The following is an 18,220-nucleotide window of genomic DNA, read 5'->3' on the forward strand; positions in this document are numbered from 1 at the left end:
GCCCCCATGTATTATTTTTTTGGATAATATTTGTGTATTCATGAAACCGTTTTCGCCCACGTTTAGCAGCGCTAGGGGCTGCTTTTAGCGATTGCGCAAAAAAAAAGCCTGTTAAAATGAGTGTTTCAGTTAGTGACATCATCAAGCGAAGAAACGAACAAGGCTATGCGGCGTAGCCCCTCTTTTAATTTACCTTCTTCGGTAGCAAATGACAGTCGCACATAGTGCTCTGCGTTATGTTCGCCAAAGTCATTGCCGGGGGTTAGTGCAACGTGATGATGCGCGAGTAATTTATCGCAAAACTCGATTGCGTTAAGGCCGGTATTTCGTATATTGATATAAGCATAAAAAGCCCCGTCTGGGTGCGCGTCTATTTTAAGCCCCATTTTATCGATGGCGAAAAATACCAATTCTGCGCGTTTTACCAAAGTGGCTTTATTCGCCTCACATTGGGCTAATGAGGCAGGTGTGAAGCATGCTAATGCTGCATGCTGGGCCAAGGTAGAAGGACAAATAAACAGATTCTGCGCTAAACGTTCAATCACCGGCGTCATGTTTTCTGGCACCACGCACCAGCCAAGACGCCAGCCAGTCATACCAAAGTATTTTGAGAAGCTATTAATGACGATCGTACACTCACTAAGATGGTGCTTGGTGAGGACGGTTTGTAATGGCGATGTGTCACTGTCCCTTTCTGAGTGTAACGATAAATCTAGGTAAATTTCATCAACAATTAGAAAGCCGCCACGGCTTTTACAAATTTGACCAATAGCCGTAAGTTCATCAACAGAGATTGCGGTGCCAGTGGGGTTCGCTGGTGTGGCGATGAGTACACCCTTTGTGTTGGGTTGCCAGTACTTTTCTACTTCTTTCGCGGTAAGCTGGAAGTTATTTTTGCTATTGGTAGGTACTAAGGTGACATCTGCGCCAAAGGCGTTAAGAAACCGTCGATTACATGGGTAGGAGGGATCGCCAAGAATGACATTGTCACCAGGCTCCACGAGCGCGGCACTGGCTAACAAAAGTGCCGCCGAGGCACCGGCAGTAACCACAATGCGTGATGGGGTTACGTTTACATTGTGTTTTTGTTGATAGAAGCGAGCAATTGCTTGACGCAGCTCAGGTGTGCCTAACGCCGAAGTATAGGCATAACTAGGTTCATCCAATGAACTCTTCATTGCCTCTACAACCGCTAAGGGCGCACCAAAGTCTGGCTCACCTATATTTAGGCGTATAACATCGAAACCTTGTTCAGAAAGTGTAGTGGCTTTTTCTCCATAAGCCATAGCGAGAAAAGGAGAAATGGCGGTAGCACGTGCAGCAAACTTCAAAATAAAAACCTGTTCTTTAGTAATTGTTGTTCAAGCGGCGAATATTAGGGAATACTCAGCTCAACTATTCAAGTGTTTTTTATAAATTAGGCTTTAATAGTAAAAGGCCATAGGCAAAGTGTCAGCATTGGGGTAGGCTAGGTTACTGAACCTTTTATAAGAACTTAAGCTATTGTTTATTAGTGCTTAGTTGGGGCAGTGCAGGGTCGTAAATTAACCGACATAGTGGGCACTACCACACATTTTCACACAAGGATTAATTCAATGCCGCACTTAATACGTTTGTTAAAGCAGGCACGCCAGATAGGCACGCAGAGATTTACAATTGTCTCGCTATTTGTGTTACTTACCCTATGCACACCTTCTGTTTGGGCCGCATTACCAAGTATTGATGAATTTACACAGAATATGACTGAGAAAGACGGTCTAATTCCCATTTATTATGATGGTACAAACGACAAAGTCTACTTGTCTGTGCCTAGTTCACCCACTCAGTATTTATTTCAAAGCAGTTTACCTCACGGTGTTGGCTCAAATGATATTGGCCTAGATCGCGGACAATTAGGGAAAACCCGCCTTATTGGCTTTGAACGTTTCGGAAATAAACTACTGCTTAAACAAATAAATACAAAGTATCGCGCTTCGCACGGAAGTGAGGCGGAAAAGCAAAGTATTGATGAAGCTTTCGCCGACTCTGTATTGGCAGGCTTTGTGATCGTGGCGCAAGATGATACAGCGAACCTTATTGATTACACTCCCTTTTTATTAAGTGACATTCATGGCATTAAAAACCGTCTTTCAGGGAGAAAACAGGGCAGTTTTAGTATTGATCCGCTGCGTAGCGGTGTTTACTTAGCGCGTACTAAAGGGTTTGAAAGAAATACTGAGCTAGAAGCGCTGGTAACGTACAAAGGGAGCCATCCGGGGGAATATGTGAGTCAAGTTACTCCTGATCCAGAAAGTTTAAGTGTACACCTTCATCACTCCTTTGTAGCGCTACCCGAAGAGGGCTATCAACCAAGAGAATATCATCCTTACTCTGGGTATTGGAAATTCCGTTATTTCGATTACTCGACACCGATTAGTGAACCTACAGAGCAACGCTTCATTACTCGTCATCGTTTAGCTAAAAAAGAGCCTTACGCCCCTATAAGCGAAGCGGTGGAGCCTATTATTTACTATCTTGACCCGGGTATCCCCGAGCCTGTGATGTCATCGCTCAAAGAGGGCGCGAGTTGGTGGAGTCAAGCATTTGAAGCCGCGGGCTATAAAAATGCTTTTCAAGTTAAGGTGTTACCCGAGGGCGCTGATCCTATGGACGTGCGTTATAACGTGATAAATTGGGTACATAGGGCGACCCGAGGGTGGTCGTATGGTTCATCGGTAGTAGATCCAAGAACTGGAGAAATTATTAAAGGCCACGTTACGTTAGGCTCGTTACGCGTGCGCCAAGATTATCTCATTGCATTAGGATTAACGAGCCCGTTTAGTGGTGAAAAATCTACCACCACAGCCCAGCAAAACATGGCCCTAGATCGTATAAAGCAGCTATCAGCCCACGAAGTGGGACACACACTCGGCATTGCGCATAATTTCGCAGCCAGCGAAAACAGCCGCGCCTCGGTAATGGACTATCCGCACCCGAAAATTAGTCTAATAAACGGTAAGATAAGCTTAAACGATGCCTATGATAGAGGCATAGGGGTATGGGATAAACATGCTATCGCTTATGGCTATCAAGACTTCGGCGGTAATGCCGATGAACAAGAATCACTGGGCAAAATTATAATGAAAGCCCGGTCTGCGGGCTTAAGCTTTAAATCAGACGCCGATACACGGAGCGCAAGGCACGCGTCGTCAAACGGCCATATGTGGGAAAATGGCAGCGATCCCCTTGCTGAATTTGAGCATATATCCGACGTTCGCCGCATTGCACTAAATAACCTTGGCTTAGAAACCTTGCCTGACAACTCCGCGTTATCTTCTCTTGAAGATAAATTAGTGCCTATTTATCTGTTGCATAGGTATCAATTGGAAGCGGTGGCGAAGCAAGTTGGAGGCTTGGTATACGAATATGAGCGAAAGGGTGACTATTCTACGCCATTAGGGCAGAAAGTTGTGCCGCCTCAGATACAACAACGTGCAATGCAGCAATTAATCACTGCAACCACACCGGAATATTTGACGATACCTCAGCCCCTTCTATCGTTAATTCCGCCTACTGCGTATGGTAGCGACGTTACTCGAGAGCATTTTGGTAGCAAAATGGGCTTAATGTTAGACCCTCTATCAGCGGCAGCTTCTGCAAGTAATTTTGCATTTGGCTTGTTGTTGCATCCTGAACGGCTGAACCGTTTAGAGTGGCAGATGATGAGCAGTCAAGATCGCCGCAAGAAAGTGGGGGTAGAAATGCTAGTTCGACAAATTCTATCGGTACATTGGTATAAAGGCGAAACAAGCCCACTGGCTAAGCGGCTAAGGTTGGTAGCGCTTAATGCTATTATCCAGGCGGTTGAAAATAAAGCACTGGCACCAGAAGTGAAGCTTGCCGCTCAGAAAGCGTTGATCGAGTTCCATGAATGGTTAGAAGATGAAGCAGACAATGATGAGTATGAAGTTTTGCATGGTTACTTCGATACCTATTGGAAAACAGGGCAATGGCCAGCAAGCTTTGAAGTGAAGCCGTTACCGCCCGGCTCACCGATTTAACGCCAAGACACCCACTTTCATTTAAGACACCCACCCCTAAAGGTGGGTGTCTTGTTAAGCGTGCCATGTAAAGCACCTTCCCTGAAGTTTACATATTTAAGACACCCACCCTTTAAAGTGGATGTCTTATTTCAAATGGCATTAACGTATACCTAGCGTAACGCCAATTAGCACAAAATATAGTCGCTTTCTTAGAGAAGACCTAGGATTACTAGTACGTAGTATAATGTGTGGGGAAATGTTGAACGCTAGAACGCTCTTTTGGCGTGAAATTGTAGGAGTTACAACTTACCTATGCTGTTAGTTTCTTTTTCGCTATAGCTAGGCTAATGTTACTTGAAAAATGGTTTTCAATATTGTCGACCAAGTCAGTCCAGTTTACATGGTCTAATCCTGTTCTCCGTAGTATCGGTTCGCAGTTGGCAGGTATGGTTCCTGGTTTGTCTACTGTGTATTGCCTCCCAGTAACGTCAATTAAGCGCAAATAATCATCTAAACGGTATGGCAGCCCTTTGCCTGATGATTGCTGGGTGTAGCCGATAAAGGGGAGCAATTGGCGAGGCTGTTGGTTATTTTTTGCTGCTCGAATTCTTCGTTTAATGCTTGTATGGCCAGCGGACTCTGGTGTTTTTACCTTGCCTGTTCTGAGGGGGTTTAAGTCAACGTAAGCCATGCAGGCTATCACCGCAGCGTCATCAAGCAAAGCTTGGGACTTAAATCTACCTTCCCAAAAGCGCCCAGTACAATCATCTTCTTTGTTTGCCTTGCGGGCGATGTGCTCGTTAAGTAGCCGCATAAACCAGCTTATGTCGTACAGCCGCCTACGATATATATTGGCAATTGATATAACACCCTCTATTTGAGTCTTTGAAAGTTTGCGCCGTTCCTCAACATCAATATATTGTCTTGTAAGATAAGTTCCTTTGTGGAGCTTATGCCAGCGCCGCAAAACCTCCTCAGTACTCCATGATTTTGCGGAACTTTTGTCAACGCATAAAACCACATGAGTATGATTACTCATCACGGCGTAAGCACAAATATCAATAGCAAAGACTTTGGCAAGCAATAACAATCGATTTTCTACCCACTGCTTACGGTGCTCAAAACTTTTTCCACTAACGTTGTCTTTTCCACACAAAAACGCGCGCCGAACGCAACGAGATACGCAGTGATAAAAAGGAGTCTCATCTAAGCTGATGAGTGATTTGCGAGGCCGAGGCATAGAAAATCCTATTACCTATTTGTAATTTAATAGAAATATAATGGGGCTCTTTTTGACCTTTTTTAACTGTATTAACGGCCAGTTTTGATTTTCAGTGACCCTAAGTATTAAGACACCCATATTGATATGTGGGTGTCTCGGGCTTGGACTTATGGATTTAAAGAGAAGGGATTTTGCTTCAGCACTTATTCTGTTAGCGTTTCGTAGTTGGTAAATACCTTATACAACTGCGTTCCACTTAGTACTGATGCTGAGGGAAAATGTAAGATAGGTATTAAGTCACACGGTGCCTCTAAAGTTCGACTGCCATTTTCGTTATCTAAATCGTCTATATTTAATATCTGCGCCATGGCGTCGCCCTGCTTTATAGGGCTACCCGGTTTAGCAAGATATTCCACCATGCCACCCCAGTCAGTAAAAAGCGTTTTGTAATCGCGTAAATATACCCCTATTCGTAGCATATTGTCAGGAGTAACATCACAGCTATGTAACGCGCCTTTTGCGTTTAAATAGCTAACAATGCTGGTAGCATCAATGTTGCCTTCTTTGAAGTTAATAACTTCTTGGCTACCCATTTCCAAAGTGAATGCTTCTACACCAAAAGAAACCTGCCTTCCTAGGTTTTTCTTAACTTGCTGTTGTAGCGTCCACCACGGGCAAAATGTAGCTTCATCTAAGGCCCCTGCAAAAACATTCGGAATGAAAATGCAATGAGGAATGTTGAAAAGAGCAGCGCTTTCTTTCGCGTACTCGGGAATATAAACATGTCGAGTAGACACAGGCCCGTTATGTAAATCGAGCACGAAATCTGCGTTTACCGCCATCTGCTGTAATTTTAAGTTAAGTTGTTGGGCTAACCCTAGTCCCCATGGCTCCGCCAGCTTTTTATTGATTGCGTTTAATAAATGCGAACGGAAGCGTTTTTTTACACCGTCAATCGATTCTTCGGGAGTAACGGTTCGCGCAAATCTTTTTACAGCCTCTTCGTCAAAAAAATAACCGCGGTTCCAATTCGTCCCGTTTACCGGGTCGAATCGCCCAAGCGTATATTCGCCTGCCTTAATGTTTGTGCCAATTGGGTTACAATTTGGCACGAGTATAATCTCTCCACACACATCCATTTTTTTAAGGCGCTGAATTAATTGGTATATAACAACATTACCTTGTACTTCAGCACCGTGTATTGAGCTTTGAATATAAACGGTTGGGCCGGGGCGCGACCCTTGCATACGGTAAATAGGGACATTCATATTACGCCCGGATGCATTCTGCGCTACAACTATGTGTGTCTTAACAACCTCAGTTGTCATAAAGTAAGCCTCATTAATTTTTTATTTTGAATAGTTAGGGATGAGTTCGGCACACTTCACATGCGGTATTATTAGGTAGCTTCCAGCGTTGCCATTGGTGCGAAAGCCCATCAAACGTAATTAATGTATTGAGCGGGATTTCTCCTTTATTCATAATTACTTGGGAAGCAAGTAGTGCTTGGTATGTACCAATGATACTAACAATAGGAGAGAATATACCCGCTTCGACACAACTAAGTTCTGGGGCTGCAAAAAATGTACGTAAACACCCATAACATTGGCTAGTACCTGGAATGGCAACAAACAGTTGTCCTTCAAACCGGATAGCTGCGCCACTCACTAGCGGTGTGGAGGTTTGAAAACATAAAGTATTTACTAAGTCGCGCGCGCTCGCATTATCTGAACAATCTAGAACAACGTCGGCCTGTTCAAATAACGTTGCATGAGACGCATTAAGCGCTTGCTTAACGGCTACTACTTCGCATTGTTGATTAAGCTGATATAGCTTAGTTTGTGCAACATCTACCTTATTGTTACCTACATCTGATTCAGCAAATAACGTCTGACGAGGTAGATTGGTTGAATCAACGGTATCAAAGTCAATGAGTGTTATTTTACCTATGCCACTGGCGCACAAACTCGTGGCCGCTGCATTTCCTAAGCCTCCCACACCAATGATAATTGCATGGGCATTTAACAGCGACTCTTGGCCAGAAATATCCACTTGGGGTAAAACGATTTGGCGGTTATACCGCATTACTTGTTCATGTGAGAGGGTCTTGGTCATAGGTTATGATAAGTTAACTGTTGAATTCATGCCGCACACCCCTATAAAGTGTTAACCAATAAGTAGATTATGCGTGTACTTTACCAAAGTCAGCGCAAATGTCGCATAGCAATTTAGGATTTTATATGTCTGTAGTTAACCAGCCCTTGAATATCGCTGTACTCACTATTTCCGATACCCGTACTCTGGATACTGATAAATCTGGAGACTATTTAAAAGATGCGCTGACCACCGCAGGCCACAAATTGGCCGCCCGCGAATTGGTAAAAGACGATATTTACGAGCAACGCGCGATTGTATCGAAGTGGATAGCAGATAAGCGTATTCACGCAATACTCGTTACGGGAGGTACAGGCTTTACGCATCGCGATTCAACGCCAGAAGCAATAAGTGTACTATTTGATAAAGAAGTCAGTGGGTTTGGAGAGTTATTTAGGCATGTGAGCTATCAGGAAATTGGTACATCGACTATACAATCGCGCGCAATCGCTGGTTTCGCGAATAATACGGTTATCTTTTGTTTACCAGGCTCAACAGGCGCATGTCGAACGGCGTGGGAGAAAATCATCGAAAGTCAATTGGATGTTAATTTTAAACCATGTAATTTTGTTAAACACTTGGTGGACGCATGAGTACCTTCAGTCACTTAAACGCTGGCGGTGAAGCAAACATGGTAGATGTGAGCGATAAAGCGATTACCGTACGAGAGGCTAGGGCACAAGGGTACCTTTATACTGACCCACACATAATAGCGCAGATATCTCAGTCCAATATCGCCAAGGGTGATGTGTTCGCTGTGGCTCGAGTCGCGGGGATACAGGGAGCGAAACGCTGTGCAGACCTCATTCCTCTATGCCATCCGTTAGCCTTGTCAAAAGTTGATATTAACTTTCAAATCGACAGCGAAAAAAATCGTATTCAGGCAACGTGTTACTGTAAATTAAGCGGTAAAACCGGCGTTGAAATGGAAGCGTTAACTGGCGTGAATGTCGCACTACTTACTTTGTTTGATATGTGCAAGGCTATAGATCCAGCCATGCATATTGAAGGAGTAAGAGTGCTTGAAAAAAAAGGCGGCAAAACAGGTCACTGGCAAAGTGAGAATGGATAACCCATGCAGATAATGATAAAAACCTTCGCTCAAACTCGCGAATTGAGTCAAGTGCCTGTACTGGCCCTGTCTATGCCACAAGGCTCTACAATAGCCGAGGTGAAGACACATCTTCGATCACTGAATGAGAAGTGGTCACTTGCGTTAGAAGGGAGTATTTTAACTGCACGTAATCATCAATTATGCGACGAAAAAGAAACGTTACAAGAAAACGATGAAATCGCTTTTTTCCCTCCTGTTACGGGAGGATAGGACATATGTTTGCAGAAATTCAGGAAGCCAACTTCAACCAAGATTCGCTGTACCATCGCTTGTTAGCCAATGCTAATAATGTATCAAAAGGCAACTCTGGCGCGATTGTTACGTTTACTGGCTTGGTCCGTGATAGCAATGCTTCGGGTACAATTGAAGGCATAGAGTTAGAACATTACCCTGGAATGACTGAAGACGCCTTAAAGAAGCTGGTGGAGCAAGCAATTGCTCGCTTCTCGCTTAACTCTGCAGGAGCAGTGCATAGGGTAGGCAAATTATATAACCAAGATCCTATCGTTTGGGTAGGGTGTTCAGCCCCGCATCGCCAAGCGGCGTTCGATGGTGCTGTTTTTTTAATGGATATGTTGAAACACTCTGTGCCGCTGTGGAAAAAGGAGTTCTGCGGCGATAAATCTGATTGGGTAGAGGCTAAAGCATCAGATGACAAGGCTGCGTTGCAATGGATGAAAGAGCAAGTTTAGTGGTCTACCGTCAAATTCTATGCTGTGTGAAAGTATGCCTATGGGCTTTTTTCGCGCTAGGAGTTAGTGCGAATGTTTCTGCTAAGGAAAAATTACGCGTGGCAGTTGCTGCAAATTTTGCTGCACCTTTAAAAGCTATAGCGGAAGAATTCACCCATTCAACGGATGTAGATGTGGTCATCACGGTATCATCGAGTGGCACCCTGTTTGCACAAATTATGCACGGTGCTGCGTTCGATGTGTTTCTTTCTGCTGATACGGCCCGGGTGAAAGCCTTAATAGAGGCAGGGAGAGTGTCTACATCCGATGTAGAGCCCTATGCTGTGGGACAATTAGCGTTTGTATCAAGGAGCGCGCCGATTACTGTTAAAGAATTATTGTCCAGAAACAATGATGTGCTTTCCTTAAACTCATATAAACTCGCCATTGCAAACCCAAAACTAGCACCCTATGGAGAAGCCGCCAAAGAAGTACTTGAGGGGCACGCCCGGTGGAATAATATGCGGCAGCACATCGTGATGGGTAAGAACGTGCTGCAAACCTATCAGTTTTATCGCACAGGTAACGTAGATAGTGCATTTGTGGCGTATTCGCTGGTGAAAGACGAGCCAAATGTAGATATTGTATCACCTCGCTTATATTCCCCTATCGTACAGTCTTTAGCTATATTAATTGCGCCGGCAACAGCTCAGGACACACACTTTTCTCAGGACACACACTTTGCTGAAGACACACACAAAAAACTAGACAGCCAAGCGAGGCAGCGCCAATTGGCCGAGTACTTTGTGAATTATTTACTATCCAAGAAGGTGCAACAAAAAATAGAGGGGTGGGGATACAAGCCCGTTTCCTCATTATCAGCGAGTAAAGAATGACAGAAGCGTTAACCCCTCAAGCGTGGCAAGCTATATGGCTGACATTAAAGCTAGCGTTAATCACTAGTTTACTTTTGATGGTGGTTGCTACGCCTTTGGCTTGGGTTTTATCGAATTGGCAGCATAAAACCAAACCGTTTGTCTTATCCATACTCGCACTCCCCTTGGTTTTACCACCAACTGTACTAGGGTTTTATTTACTTGTTGCTTTTTCCCCGCAAAGTACGCTTGGTGGTGCGTGGGTGTCTATAACCGGGCATCCATTGGCATTTAGTTTCGAAGGGTTAGTGTTAGGCTCACTGATTTATTCGTTACCTTTTGCTTTGCAACCTCTATATAGCGGTTTTACACAACTAGATCGGCGCTATTTAGAAGTTGCCCAGACATTGGGATTAACGTCGTTTCAACGTTTTTTTAAGGTGGTGCTTCCATTGTGTAAAGCACCTGCAATTGTCGCTTTTGGTTTGAGTTTCGCCCATACCGTGGGCGAGTTTGGTGTAGTACTTATGATAGGTGGCAATATTCCTGGGGAAACTCAGGTACTTTCTATTGCGCTGTATGAACAAGTAGAGGCATTGCAATATCAAGACGCTCACGCGCTTTCCTTATGTTTACTAATATTTTCTTTCTTGTTGTTAACTGGTTTATATCGTTTTAGCGGTAAAGGAGCGCTTGGTTGGAATTTAGCGTCTCGTTAGAGGATAGAATAAAACTGGACACCCACCTAAATAGCAATGCCAAGCTTATCGGCATTACGGGGCCATCCGGCGCCGGAAAAAGCTCACTATTGCGCGCTTTAGCAGGGTTCGAGCGTAACGCTCAGGTAACTGTCAACTGGCACCTACCTCAAGCCAATATTAGCGAGCCCAAGATAGGCCTAGTTTTTCAGCAGCCTATGCTATTCCCCCATTTAACCGTAAAGGGAAACTTAGCACTCGCGCAACAATACGCAAGTGCTAATGCCGCCAGCTACGCACAAGTAATAAAGGGTTGTGAAATAACCCATCTTTTGGATAAGCCTATTCAGGCTTTATCTGGTGGAGAGGGACAGCGTGTGGCTATCGCCCGAGCATTATTGAATGGCCCGAACGTTCTCCTACTAGATGAATCATTAAGCGCGCTAGATATCGGATTGCGCCATCGGGTTTTAGCATTCATAACTCAGTTGACCATGCAATTACCGATGAAATGCATATGGGTTTCTCACGATCTTCAAGATTTAGCTAGATACAGCGATGTAATGTTAATCATTGAAGACCAAGGCCTGTCCTACGCGGGGGCTGCGCAAGACGCGCTGTATTATTTAAATAACAATAGCAGCCAAGAACATGTGTTTGGCGTCTTGCAAGGTTGTGTGATATTTCCAAAAGAACTTGATCGTCATAGCGCCCCAATTTCTGGTGTACCACCTCATTTACCTGATGACAATAATGATGTGGGTGTCCAAGAAGGTGTGGGTGTCCAAGAAAGTGTGGGTGTCCAAACGGGCGATGGGACGGCAAGTGGGCTTCTAGATGGCTATTTATGTGTGGATGTCCTGGGGCATACCCTTTATGCGGAGGCGGCGAGGGGGGGCGATGCTGTTGTCCCCCCTGCGAACGGTGATGCGATTAAGCTGGTGATTACAGCGAACGAGGTAAGTATAGATACCGCAACTAATACGGCGGCTACCACTATGAGTATAGTGAATGCATTGCCCTGTACCATAAGTGAAATAAAGCGCGATGGGCTCATGGGGAATGCCTCAACTAGCGCGCTTGTTTTATTAGACGTAACGCCAAAAGAAAGTGGTAAGCAATCGCAGATACTTTATGCTCGCGTAAGCCAGCTATCCCTTACGCGCTTAAATTTGCGAAAAGGCATGCGGGTGGTTGCTCGTTTTAAAATGTTAAGAGTGTGAAGGATATGCTATTAAACAGTAGTGGTGGGCCCGACAATACTCCATCAACGCCATACGTACCTGCAGACCAAAGGTGCGAATCATACATGCTGATCACTTCTTGTATTACGCCCTGCAAATGAAGCAGTTTATAATGTCATCACGAACACGCTTATCAATACTGATTTAAACGCTATCGACAAAAGCACTGATAAAAATAGTTTAAATCATTTTAACAATTTTACTCTAGAGCCATTCACCGGCACTCCACGGCGTTTTCCTACCTAAATTGCACTCGAATACCCCAACACCTTGTGTTCTTTATTTAGGTAGGCGTCGAACCTCGCGCAAATGGCTCTAATATAAATTCTCGCGCTACTTGGTACTTCAATCATATCCTTATGTATATGCAGCAAGTTGTCTTCGCACAAAGGCTGAAGGGAGGAGAGTTCTGCAGCGAAATAGGCATCAAAATTTATTTTATGTCGTTGCTCAATCGTTGTTTTATTTAACTGAAGGTTACACATTAAGGTCATGATCACATCACGTCGTATTATGTCATCTTGGCTGAGTAAAATTCCTCGTTCAGCCAAAGGTTCTTCGCGCTTAATGGCGTTATAATAACGTTTAAGCTCTTTGGGGTTTTGCGCATAGGCATTGCCGATGGTGCTTATGGCAGACACACCTAAACCTAATAAATCGCTATCGCCTTTCGTGGTGTAGCCTTGAAAATTTCTGTGTAGTTCACCTTTTTGCTGGGCTAGGCACAAGCTATCTGTAGGCTTCGCGAAATGGTCTAGGCCTATCATAGCGTAACCTGCGTCGCAAAACGCATCTACGGCCTGTTGATACAACAAGGCCTTCTCTTGCGCCGATGGAAGCCACGCTTGCGCAATTTTTCGCTGTGCTGCAAAGCGATTTGGCAAATGGGCGTAACTAAATAAGGCTATACGATGGGGCGTCATAGCTTTAGCCGCAATTAACGTTTTGGCAAACGTGGCAGTAGTCTGCTTTGGTAAGCCATAGATGAGATCAAGATTAACCGACTCGAACCCAATAGATTTTGCTTCAAAAACGAGTTCTGAAATGTGTGAGGTACTTTGCACACGATTTATTGCTTGTTGTACGTTGATATCCGTATCTTGTACACCAAAGCTTACGCGCTTGAATCCAAGCTCTGCTAACTGCCTCAAGTAGGCTTTTGTCGTATTTCGGGGGTCCAATTCAATAGACATTTCAATATCCGTGGCGAGATCGAAATATTTATGTAATAAGTATATTAAATAGGCGTGTTGAACCCGTGATAGAAAACTAGGTGAGCCCCCACCTAAATGCAATGCAACAACCTTCTTTCCTTCATACAAAGTTTTCTTGGTGCGAATTTCTTGCTCAAGATATTCAAGATAATCGTCAGCTTTTTCATTATGCCGGGTTACCACTTTATTGCACCCGCAGTAATAGCAAAGTTGCTCACAAAACGGAATGTGAATATACACACTTAAATTGTCAGCTCCGCATAGCGTCGAGGCTTTTTCTAATATTGAGCCTCGTACATTGTCGAATTTTAACGCAGTGGGATACGATGTATACCTTGGGGCCTGCTGTGCATATTTAGTTATGGTGGTGTTCACCGCTAATGTGGTCATAATGTTTTCGTTGCCTACCTTCGACATAAAGAAACCATGAATACGTGCGTATTCGTTCACTTAACAGCAGTGTACGGGTTTACACAGTCCACTTTATTGATCTGGTGCAAGCTAAATAAACTAACTATGACATTGAACGTATTTAATACGCGGTATAAAAGTAGGCCTGTTCGAATAAAAGTTAAGCTACCACGAAAGGTGTAAACGTTAACTAGCGGATAACTTCTTCGCTTTGTCTGCAAAACCCTGTTGCTGCCTTGAAGCGGTGGACGTGATGCCTACAATAACCGTTGTTGAACATACGTTCATGTTTCTTAGGGTTGTAGTACATTAAAGGCAACTCAATTATTAGGCTATCTTAGCCACTGGAGATTCAGTGAAAAACGTATCAATAGATATAGTCTCAGACGTTGTGTGTCCATGGTGCATTGTAGGGTACAAAAAGTTACAACAAGCGCTCCTTATGTTAGATGAGGTTAATGCTACGGTGAATTTTCACCCTTTTGAGTTAAACCCTAATATGCCTAAAGAAGGGCAAAATCTGCGTGAGCACATCATGGAAAAATATGGTGCCAGTGAAGCGCAAAGTCAACAAACGCGAGAGCAGCTTACCGATATTGGGGCGTCACTCGGATTTACGTTTGATTACTTTGATGACATGAAAATGGTGAATACATTCAATGCCCATCAAGTATTACATCTAGCTAGTTTAAAAGACAAAAAAGAGGCGCTGAAACTTCGTTTATTCGCAGCTTTTTTCAGCGAGCGAAAAGACATAAGTGATGCGAAAGTGTTAGTGGAAGAAGCCGTCTCAATAGGGTTGGAAAAAAATGAGGTGGAACTAGCGTTAGCACAGCAAACTTACGCTGAGGAAGTACGCATGCAAGACCAGTTATGGATGCAACGGGGCATACAAAGCGTGCCTACTTTTGTTATCGGCAATCAAGGCATCGCAGGTGCTCAGTCTCCTGAAACGTTAGCACAATTCATCCGTGAAGCCATGCAACAACAAGGTAGTGGTGAGTAAGTTCAATGAGCAACCAGGTAATGCATCTTCTAACCCGCTGGCAACCTCTTAAAGACAAGCATAAGTGGGTTTTAGGTATCATTTTTAAAACCGAAGGCTCTTGTTATCGTAAAGCGGGGGCCATGATGTTATTTAGTGATGCGGGCCATCAGTTAGGTGTGCTAAGCGGCGGGTGTCTGGAGTCAGATATTCATCGAAAGGCGCAGCGGGTTATGCAAGATGGCCAAATACGCCATGCTACCTATGACGATAACGATGAAGAAGACATTGCCTTTAAGCTTGGCGTTGGTTGTGGTGGGGTGGTGCATCTCGCGCTTTTGCCGATAAACCGAGACACACATTATTTAAAGCTTGATGAGGTTTGCAATGCACTCGTTAAGGGCACGCGTTGCGTATGGGCACAGTGCTTAAGCGAGGGGCTTAAATCCGAGATAGAGCCTTTTACGGTAAACAGTCGTACTCAGCTTACAAAAGAGCAGGGTAATGCTACGCTCAGAGTAGCTTTGCAGCCACCACCACACTTATTAATTGTGGGGGGCGGGTTCGATGCTACCTTTGTATCTAAGATGGCCGCACTGCAAGGGTGGACAGTAAGTATTTGGGATCCAAGGCCTGCACAGGCTCGAACTGAACATTTCGCCAGTGCCAACTTTATTATTGCTTCTAGCGATATTGAAGCTGTTACTGAACATATGACAGAGCACCGTGTTGATGGGGCGATACTTATGTCCCACCACCGCGAAATAGACAGCAAGGCGTTAGCTGTGCTTGCTCGTCACGATATAGCTTACTTAGCTATGTTAGGGCCAAAACATAGAAAAGAGGAAATATTAGCGCTTGCAGGCGTTAACGAAAACGATATACCTGGCTACTTCGCAAGCCCCGCTGGCTTTGATATTGGTGGTGAATTGCCCGAGAGCATTGCGCTGTCTATTATCGCGCAATGTCACAGTGTATTGGCGGGGAAATGTCCAGTGTAATAGGGGCGTTGTCGGTGACATGCTTGGGCTAATACTAAGCAGGGCATCTCACTAACTATCGGTTAAAAGCGCTTTCTTAGCGATACACCATAGCTTCTCGGTGCCCCTGGATACGCCATTATTTTCCCTGCCTGCACTGGTACATCAAAGCCACTTTGTGCGATGTATGTTTCATCAAATACGTTACGTGCCCACAATGTTAATTCGCTATCCCATTCAACTATTTGTACGTTCCATCGCACGTTAATCAATCGGTAGGCGGGGGAATACTTATACGGGTCATTAGAGTCATCTAGGTATACATCAGAGATAAACTGATACTCAGCACTAAAGCGGGTATCAAGACCGGCAATATTAACCGAATGATTAACTGTAATTGCTGCGCTATTTTGCGGTTCAAATCCTACCCGGTCTCCATCTCTGGCGCAAAAAGGATCTTGCTCACTAGCGCGTCCAGGGTCGTCATTACCCGTGTGCCATGTATACGCCACCCAGCATGTACCTTGCTTGAAGCTATCGAAGCTTGCTAACGTACGAGCGCCAAGTATTGTTACATCAGTGTCGGGGGTTAGCAGCCACGTGGCTTCAACTTCTAGCCCTTTCACCGATATATCACCGGCGTTTTGCAGATTAAACCCATTTCCATCAAAGGTGGTCGCCTGAAAATCGCTGATGTTGGTGTAGTGTGCGGCCACATTCACACGCACCCCGTGGTTTGGCCAATCCTGTTTGACGCCTATTTCTGCACTGCGTACTTTTTCTGCGTCAAACACCGGGCTAAACGAGGGAGGGATACGGTCTGTATTGGTGCCGCCTGCTTTATAGCCGGTTGCCATACTGGCATAAATAAGCTGGTTACGGGTGGGTTGATAAGAGAGTTTCAGTGTGCCTGTGGTCTGATTGTCCTTAAGTGTTTCATCTAAATCAGGGCGTGGCAAAACGGTAGCTGCGCCTAAAAAGTAATAACCCCAACCCGGTACCTGAAAAGGTGAAATTGCAGCGATTGCCTGCGGACTTGGCAATCCACCACTTTGCAATGCAATACTTATCTCATTAAGGCCTGATAGTGCTTGAGCAACATTCGGCCACTGTGTTTTATCTTTTGCTAAGCCATCGATACCGGGCCCTTGCTCTTGATAGGAGGCCAATATCGATTTATCTTCTTTGGTGTACCGCAAGCCTGTGGTTAATGTCAGTTTTGGGCTCAGGAGCCAATCAATTTGGCCAAATACGGCCAAACTGTCTTGCTGCTGGTAGGCATTATGAAAAAATGCAGTATTGCTTGGCGCCATGTCGCCGGCTGGCTGAATTAATCCGTTGGTGGCTACACTTAATTGATTTATAGCCTGTGCTAATGGCAATAAATCAGCCGCTGCGAATGAAAAGAAAGCGCTAAAGTCTGACTGCGTGGTAGTGTTAAATGCGAGATCTAAGTTTTGGCTAAAGTAATAGCCTCCCACGACCGCACGCATATTTTCGCTATCGTAATGTAAGCGCAATTCTTGAGAAAAAGACTGTTGGCGCGCATCGTTTGCGGCGGTAAGTAAATTTGCATCAGAAAAATCCGTATCCACTACATCCAGGCTATCAAAAGAGCGATAGGCCGAAATACTGACGGCCCGCCACGCTGAGCTGAAAGCTATATCTAGCTGTGCAGAAATGCCTTTATCTTTCATTTGCGAGCGAGGCGGTTGCGATAGTGAAGTAGTAAAGTCATAAAACGTAGATTTGTCGTAAATGGTGGCATTAAACGGGGGCGACAGTAACAGAGCATCGGTACCGAATTTTCCAGAAATTTCTTTGGCCTCGATATTATTTTGTAACGTCAAAGCGGCGCAGCAACGCTCATCTAGTTCACCATAATCCGCTATTACCCTTACCTGTACGTCTTCAATAGGCCGGTAAAGCATCTGAATTTTTACACCTGAACGGTTTTTGTTGTTTAGTGTAGAGCTAGCGTTTTGCTCGGTGATGAAACCATCGCTGTGGGTGCTAAAGCCCGATACGCGCATTGCAAGAATATCATCAACTAATGTAAATGAAGCACCGCCACTAAGCCTCGTGAGGCTATCGTTACCCGCCAGTAGGTCTACAAACCCATTTGTTTCACCAAACGTAGGTAAGGTCGAAGTAAGTGTCATGGCTCCGGCGGCAGCATTTTTACCAAATAGCGTCCCTTGCGGCCCTCGGAGTACTTCAATGGCGGCAATATCCACTAAATCGTTTATAAGTGCATTTTGTCTAGAACGATAAACGCCATCTACATAGAGCCCTACAGATGGTTCAAAGCCAAAATTTTGAGACGACGTGCCTATTCCGCGGATAGAAAAACTAGAGTTTGTCGCGCTTTGGTTTTGAAACGCGCTAAATGCAGGAACGTAGTTTTGTAAATCGAAAACATCTTTAATTACCGTTTCAACCAGCTCATGTGATGATATAACGGTGACCGCCACTGGCACTTCCTGCAAGTTTTGGGTGGTTTTTTGCGCGTGAACTTCGATATGTTCAAGCTCATTTTGTTGCCCATACGCCATTGTCGTACATAGTAGCCCTGGTACGTATAGCGCAGAGGCACATGTGTTACGGATAGATAAGCCACGTTTAATCAT

Annotated in this window: 16 protein-coding genes; 10 read left to right on the plus strand and 6 right to left on the minus strand. The window is 44.6% G+C overall.

The features are described from left to right. Positions 1 to 125 precede the first annotated feature (125 nt). Positions 126 to 1,331, minus strand: a complete 1,206-nt coding sequence (locus GTH32_RS05545) for an aminotransferase class I/II-fold pyridoxal phosphate-dependent enzyme (RefSeq protein ID WP_163084246.1) — start codon at positions 1,329 to 1,331, stop codon at positions 126 to 128. A gap of 264 nt (positions 1,332 to 1,595) precedes the next feature. On the opposite strand from GTH32_RS05545, the gene GTH32_RS05550 reads away from it, so the two are divergent. Then, a complete protein-coding gene (locus tag GTH32_RS05550; protein ID WP_163084247.1) occupies positions 1,596 to 4,040 on the plus strand; it encodes a zinc-dependent metalloprotease in 2,445 nt (814 codons plus the stop codon). Positions 4,041 to 4,332: 292 nt separating this feature from the next. Here GTH32_RS05550 and GTH32_RS05555 read toward each other — a convergent pair whose 3' ends face one another. The 3 genes from GTH32_RS05555 to GTH32_RS05565 all read right to left on the minus strand — a co-directional run bounded on the left by GTH32_RS05555 (position 4,333) and on the right by GTH32_RS05565 (position 7,329). Beyond that, positions 4,333 to 5,262: a transposase gene (locus GTH32_RS05555; protein ID WP_163084248.1), complete on the minus strand. Its 930-nt coding sequence runs from the start codon at positions 5,260 to 5,262 to the stop codon at positions 4,333 to 4,335. Between the two features lie 185 nt (positions 5,263 to 5,447). After that, positions 5,448 to 6,572, minus strand: coding sequence for a M14 family metallopeptidase (locus tag GTH32_RS05560; RefSeq protein ID WP_163084249.1), 1,125 nt, complete (start codon positions 6,570 to 6,572; stop codon positions 5,448 to 5,450). A 34-nt stretch (positions 6,573 to 6,606) separates the two neighbouring features. Continuing rightward, positions 6,607 to 7,329, minus strand: a complete 723-nt coding sequence (locus GTH32_RS05565) for a HesA/MoeB/ThiF family protein (RefSeq protein ID WP_246223154.1) — start codon at positions 7,327 to 7,329, stop codon at positions 6,607 to 6,609. Positions 7,330 to 7,484: 155 nt separating this feature from the next. Here GTH32_RS05565 and moaB point away from each other — a divergent pair, with 155 nt between their 5' ends. Genes moaB through GTH32_RS05600 form a run of 7 tightly spaced genes read left to right on the plus strand, consistent with a single transcriptional unit; the run spans position 7,485 to position 11,979 of the window. After that, complete coding sequence (moaB, locus tag GTH32_RS05570; RefSeq protein WP_163084251.1) at positions 7,485 to 7,991, plus strand: molybdenum cofactor biosynthesis protein B; 507 nt, start codon at positions 7,485 to 7,487, stop codon at positions 7,989 to 7,991. Then, complete coding sequence (gene moaC, locus GTH32_RS05575; protein WP_163084252.1) at positions 7,988 to 8,470, plus strand: cyclic pyranopterin monophosphate synthase MoaC; 483 nt, start codon at positions 7,988 to 7,990, stop codon at positions 8,468 to 8,470. Before moaB ends, moaC begins: the two co-directional genes overlap by 4 nt. 3 nt (positions 8,471 to 8,473) lie before the next feature. Continuing rightward, positions 8,474 to 8,722 carry a MoaD/ThiS family protein gene (locus tag GTH32_RS05580; RefSeq protein WP_163084253.1) on the plus strand — a complete coding sequence of 83 codons (249 nt, stop codon included), beginning with the start codon at positions 8,474 to 8,476 and terminating at the stop codon, positions 8,720 to 8,722. A gap of 5 nt (positions 8,723 to 8,727) precedes the next feature. Next, a complete protein-coding gene (locus GTH32_RS05585) occupies positions 8,728 to 9,204 on the plus strand; it encodes a molybdenum cofactor biosynthesis protein MoaE (RefSeq protein ID WP_163084254.1) in 477 nt (158 codons plus the stop codon). Continuing rightward, positions 9,183 to 10,079, plus strand: coding sequence for a molybdate ABC transporter substrate-binding protein (gene modA / locus GTH32_RS05590; protein ID WP_163084255.1), 897 nt, complete (start codon positions 9,183 to 9,185; stop codon positions 10,077 to 10,079). The genes GTH32_RS05585 and modA overlap by 22 nt, the downstream gene beginning before the upstream one ends. After that, positions 10,076 to 10,777, plus strand: a complete 702-nt coding sequence (gene modB / locus GTH32_RS05595; protein ID WP_163084256.1) for a molybdate ABC transporter permease subunit — start codon at positions 10,076 to 10,078, stop codon at positions 10,775 to 10,777. The genes modA and modB overlap by 4 nt, the downstream gene beginning before the upstream one ends. Then, on the plus strand, positions 10,756 to 11,979 hold the full coding sequence (locus tag GTH32_RS05600) for an ATP-binding cassette domain-containing protein (RefSeq protein ID WP_163084257.1): 1,224 nt from the start codon (positions 10,756 to 10,758) through the stop codon (positions 11,977 to 11,979). The genes modB and GTH32_RS05600 overlap by 22 nt, the downstream gene beginning before the upstream one ends. Before the next feature lie 263 nt (positions 11,980 to 12,242). Here GTH32_RS05600 and hemN read toward each other — a convergent pair whose 3' ends face one another. Next, the gene (gene hemN, locus GTH32_RS05605; RefSeq protein ID WP_163084332.1) at positions 12,243 to 13,604 is read right to left on the minus strand and encodes an oxygen-independent coproporphyrinogen III oxidase; all 1,362 of its coding nucleotides are present in this window, start codon (positions 13,602 to 13,604) and stop codon (positions 12,243 to 12,245) included. 376 nt (positions 13,605 to 13,980) lie between these two features. Here hemN and GTH32_RS05610 point away from each other — a divergent pair, with 376 nt between their 5' ends. Then, entirely contained in the window at positions 13,981 to 14,631 is a 651-nt protein-coding gene (locus tag GTH32_RS05610) for a DsbA family protein (RefSeq protein WP_163084258.1), read from the plus strand. A gap of 5 nt (positions 14,632 to 14,636) precedes the next feature. Further along, complete coding sequence (locus tag GTH32_RS05615; protein ID WP_163084259.1) at positions 14,637 to 15,611, plus strand: XdhC family protein; 975 nt, start codon at positions 14,637 to 14,639, stop codon at positions 15,609 to 15,611. A gap of 62 nt (positions 15,612 to 15,673) precedes the next feature. On the opposite strand, the gene GTH32_RS05620 is transcribed toward GTH32_RS05615, so the two are convergent. After that, on the minus strand, positions 15,674 to 18,220 hold the full coding sequence (locus tag GTH32_RS05620) for a TonB-dependent receptor (protein ID WP_163084260.1): 2,547 nt from the start codon (positions 18,218 to 18,220) through the stop codon (positions 15,674 to 15,676).

It is taken from the genome of Alteromonas profundi (assembly GCF_010500865.1).
GTDB lineage: Bacteria > Pseudomonadota > Gammaproteobacteria > Enterobacterales > Alteromonadaceae > Alteromonas > Alteromonas profundi.

Coding starts and splice junctions, on each gene's coding strand:
- GTH32_RS05550 (WP_163084247.1), top strand. CDS start 1,596: ATGCCGCACTTAATACGTTTGTTAAAGCAGGCACGCCAGATAGGCACG.
- GTH32_RS05555 (WP_163084248.1), bottom strand. CDS start 5,262: ATGCCTCGGCCTCGCAAATCACTCATCAGCTTAGATGAGACTCCTTTT.
- GTH32_RS05560 (WP_163084249.1), bottom strand. CDS start 6,572: ATGACAACTGAGGTTGTTAAGACACACATAGTTGTAGCGCAGAATGCA.
- GTH32_RS05565 (WP_246223154.1), bottom strand. CDS start 7,329: ATGCGGTATAACCGCCAAATCGTTTTACCCCAAGTGGATATTTCTGGC.
- moaB (WP_163084251.1), top strand. CDS start 7,485: ATGTCTGTAGTTAACCAGCCCTTGAATATCGCTGTACTCACTATTTCC.
- moaC (WP_163084252.1), top strand. CDS start 7,988: ATGAGTACCTTCAGTCACTTAAACGCTGGCGGTGAAGCAAACATGGTA.
- GTH32_RS05580 (WP_163084253.1), top strand. CDS start 8,474: ATGCAGATAATGATAAAAACCTTCGCTCAAACTCGCGAATTGAGTCAA.
- GTH32_RS05585 (WP_163084254.1), top strand. CDS start 8,728: ATGTTTGCAGAAATTCAGGAAGCCAACTTCAACCAAGATTCGCTGTAC.
- modA (WP_163084255.1), top strand. CDS start 9,183: ATGGATGAAAGAGCAAGTTTAGTGGTCTACCGTCAAATTCTATGCTGT.
- modB (WP_163084256.1), top strand. CDS start 10,076: ATGACAGAAGCGTTAACCCCTCAAGCGTGGCAAGCTATATGGCTGACA.
- hemN (WP_163084332.1), bottom strand. CDS start 13,604: ATGACCACATTAGCGGTGAACACCACCATAACTAAATATGCACAGCAG.
- GTH32_RS05615 (WP_163084259.1), top strand. CDS start 14,637: ATGAGCAACCAGGTAATGCATCTTCTAACCCGCTGGCAACCTCTTAAA.
- GTH32_RS05620 (WP_163084260.1), bottom strand. CDS start 18,220: ATGATTAAACGTGGCTTATCTATCCGTAACACATGTGCCTCTGCGCTA.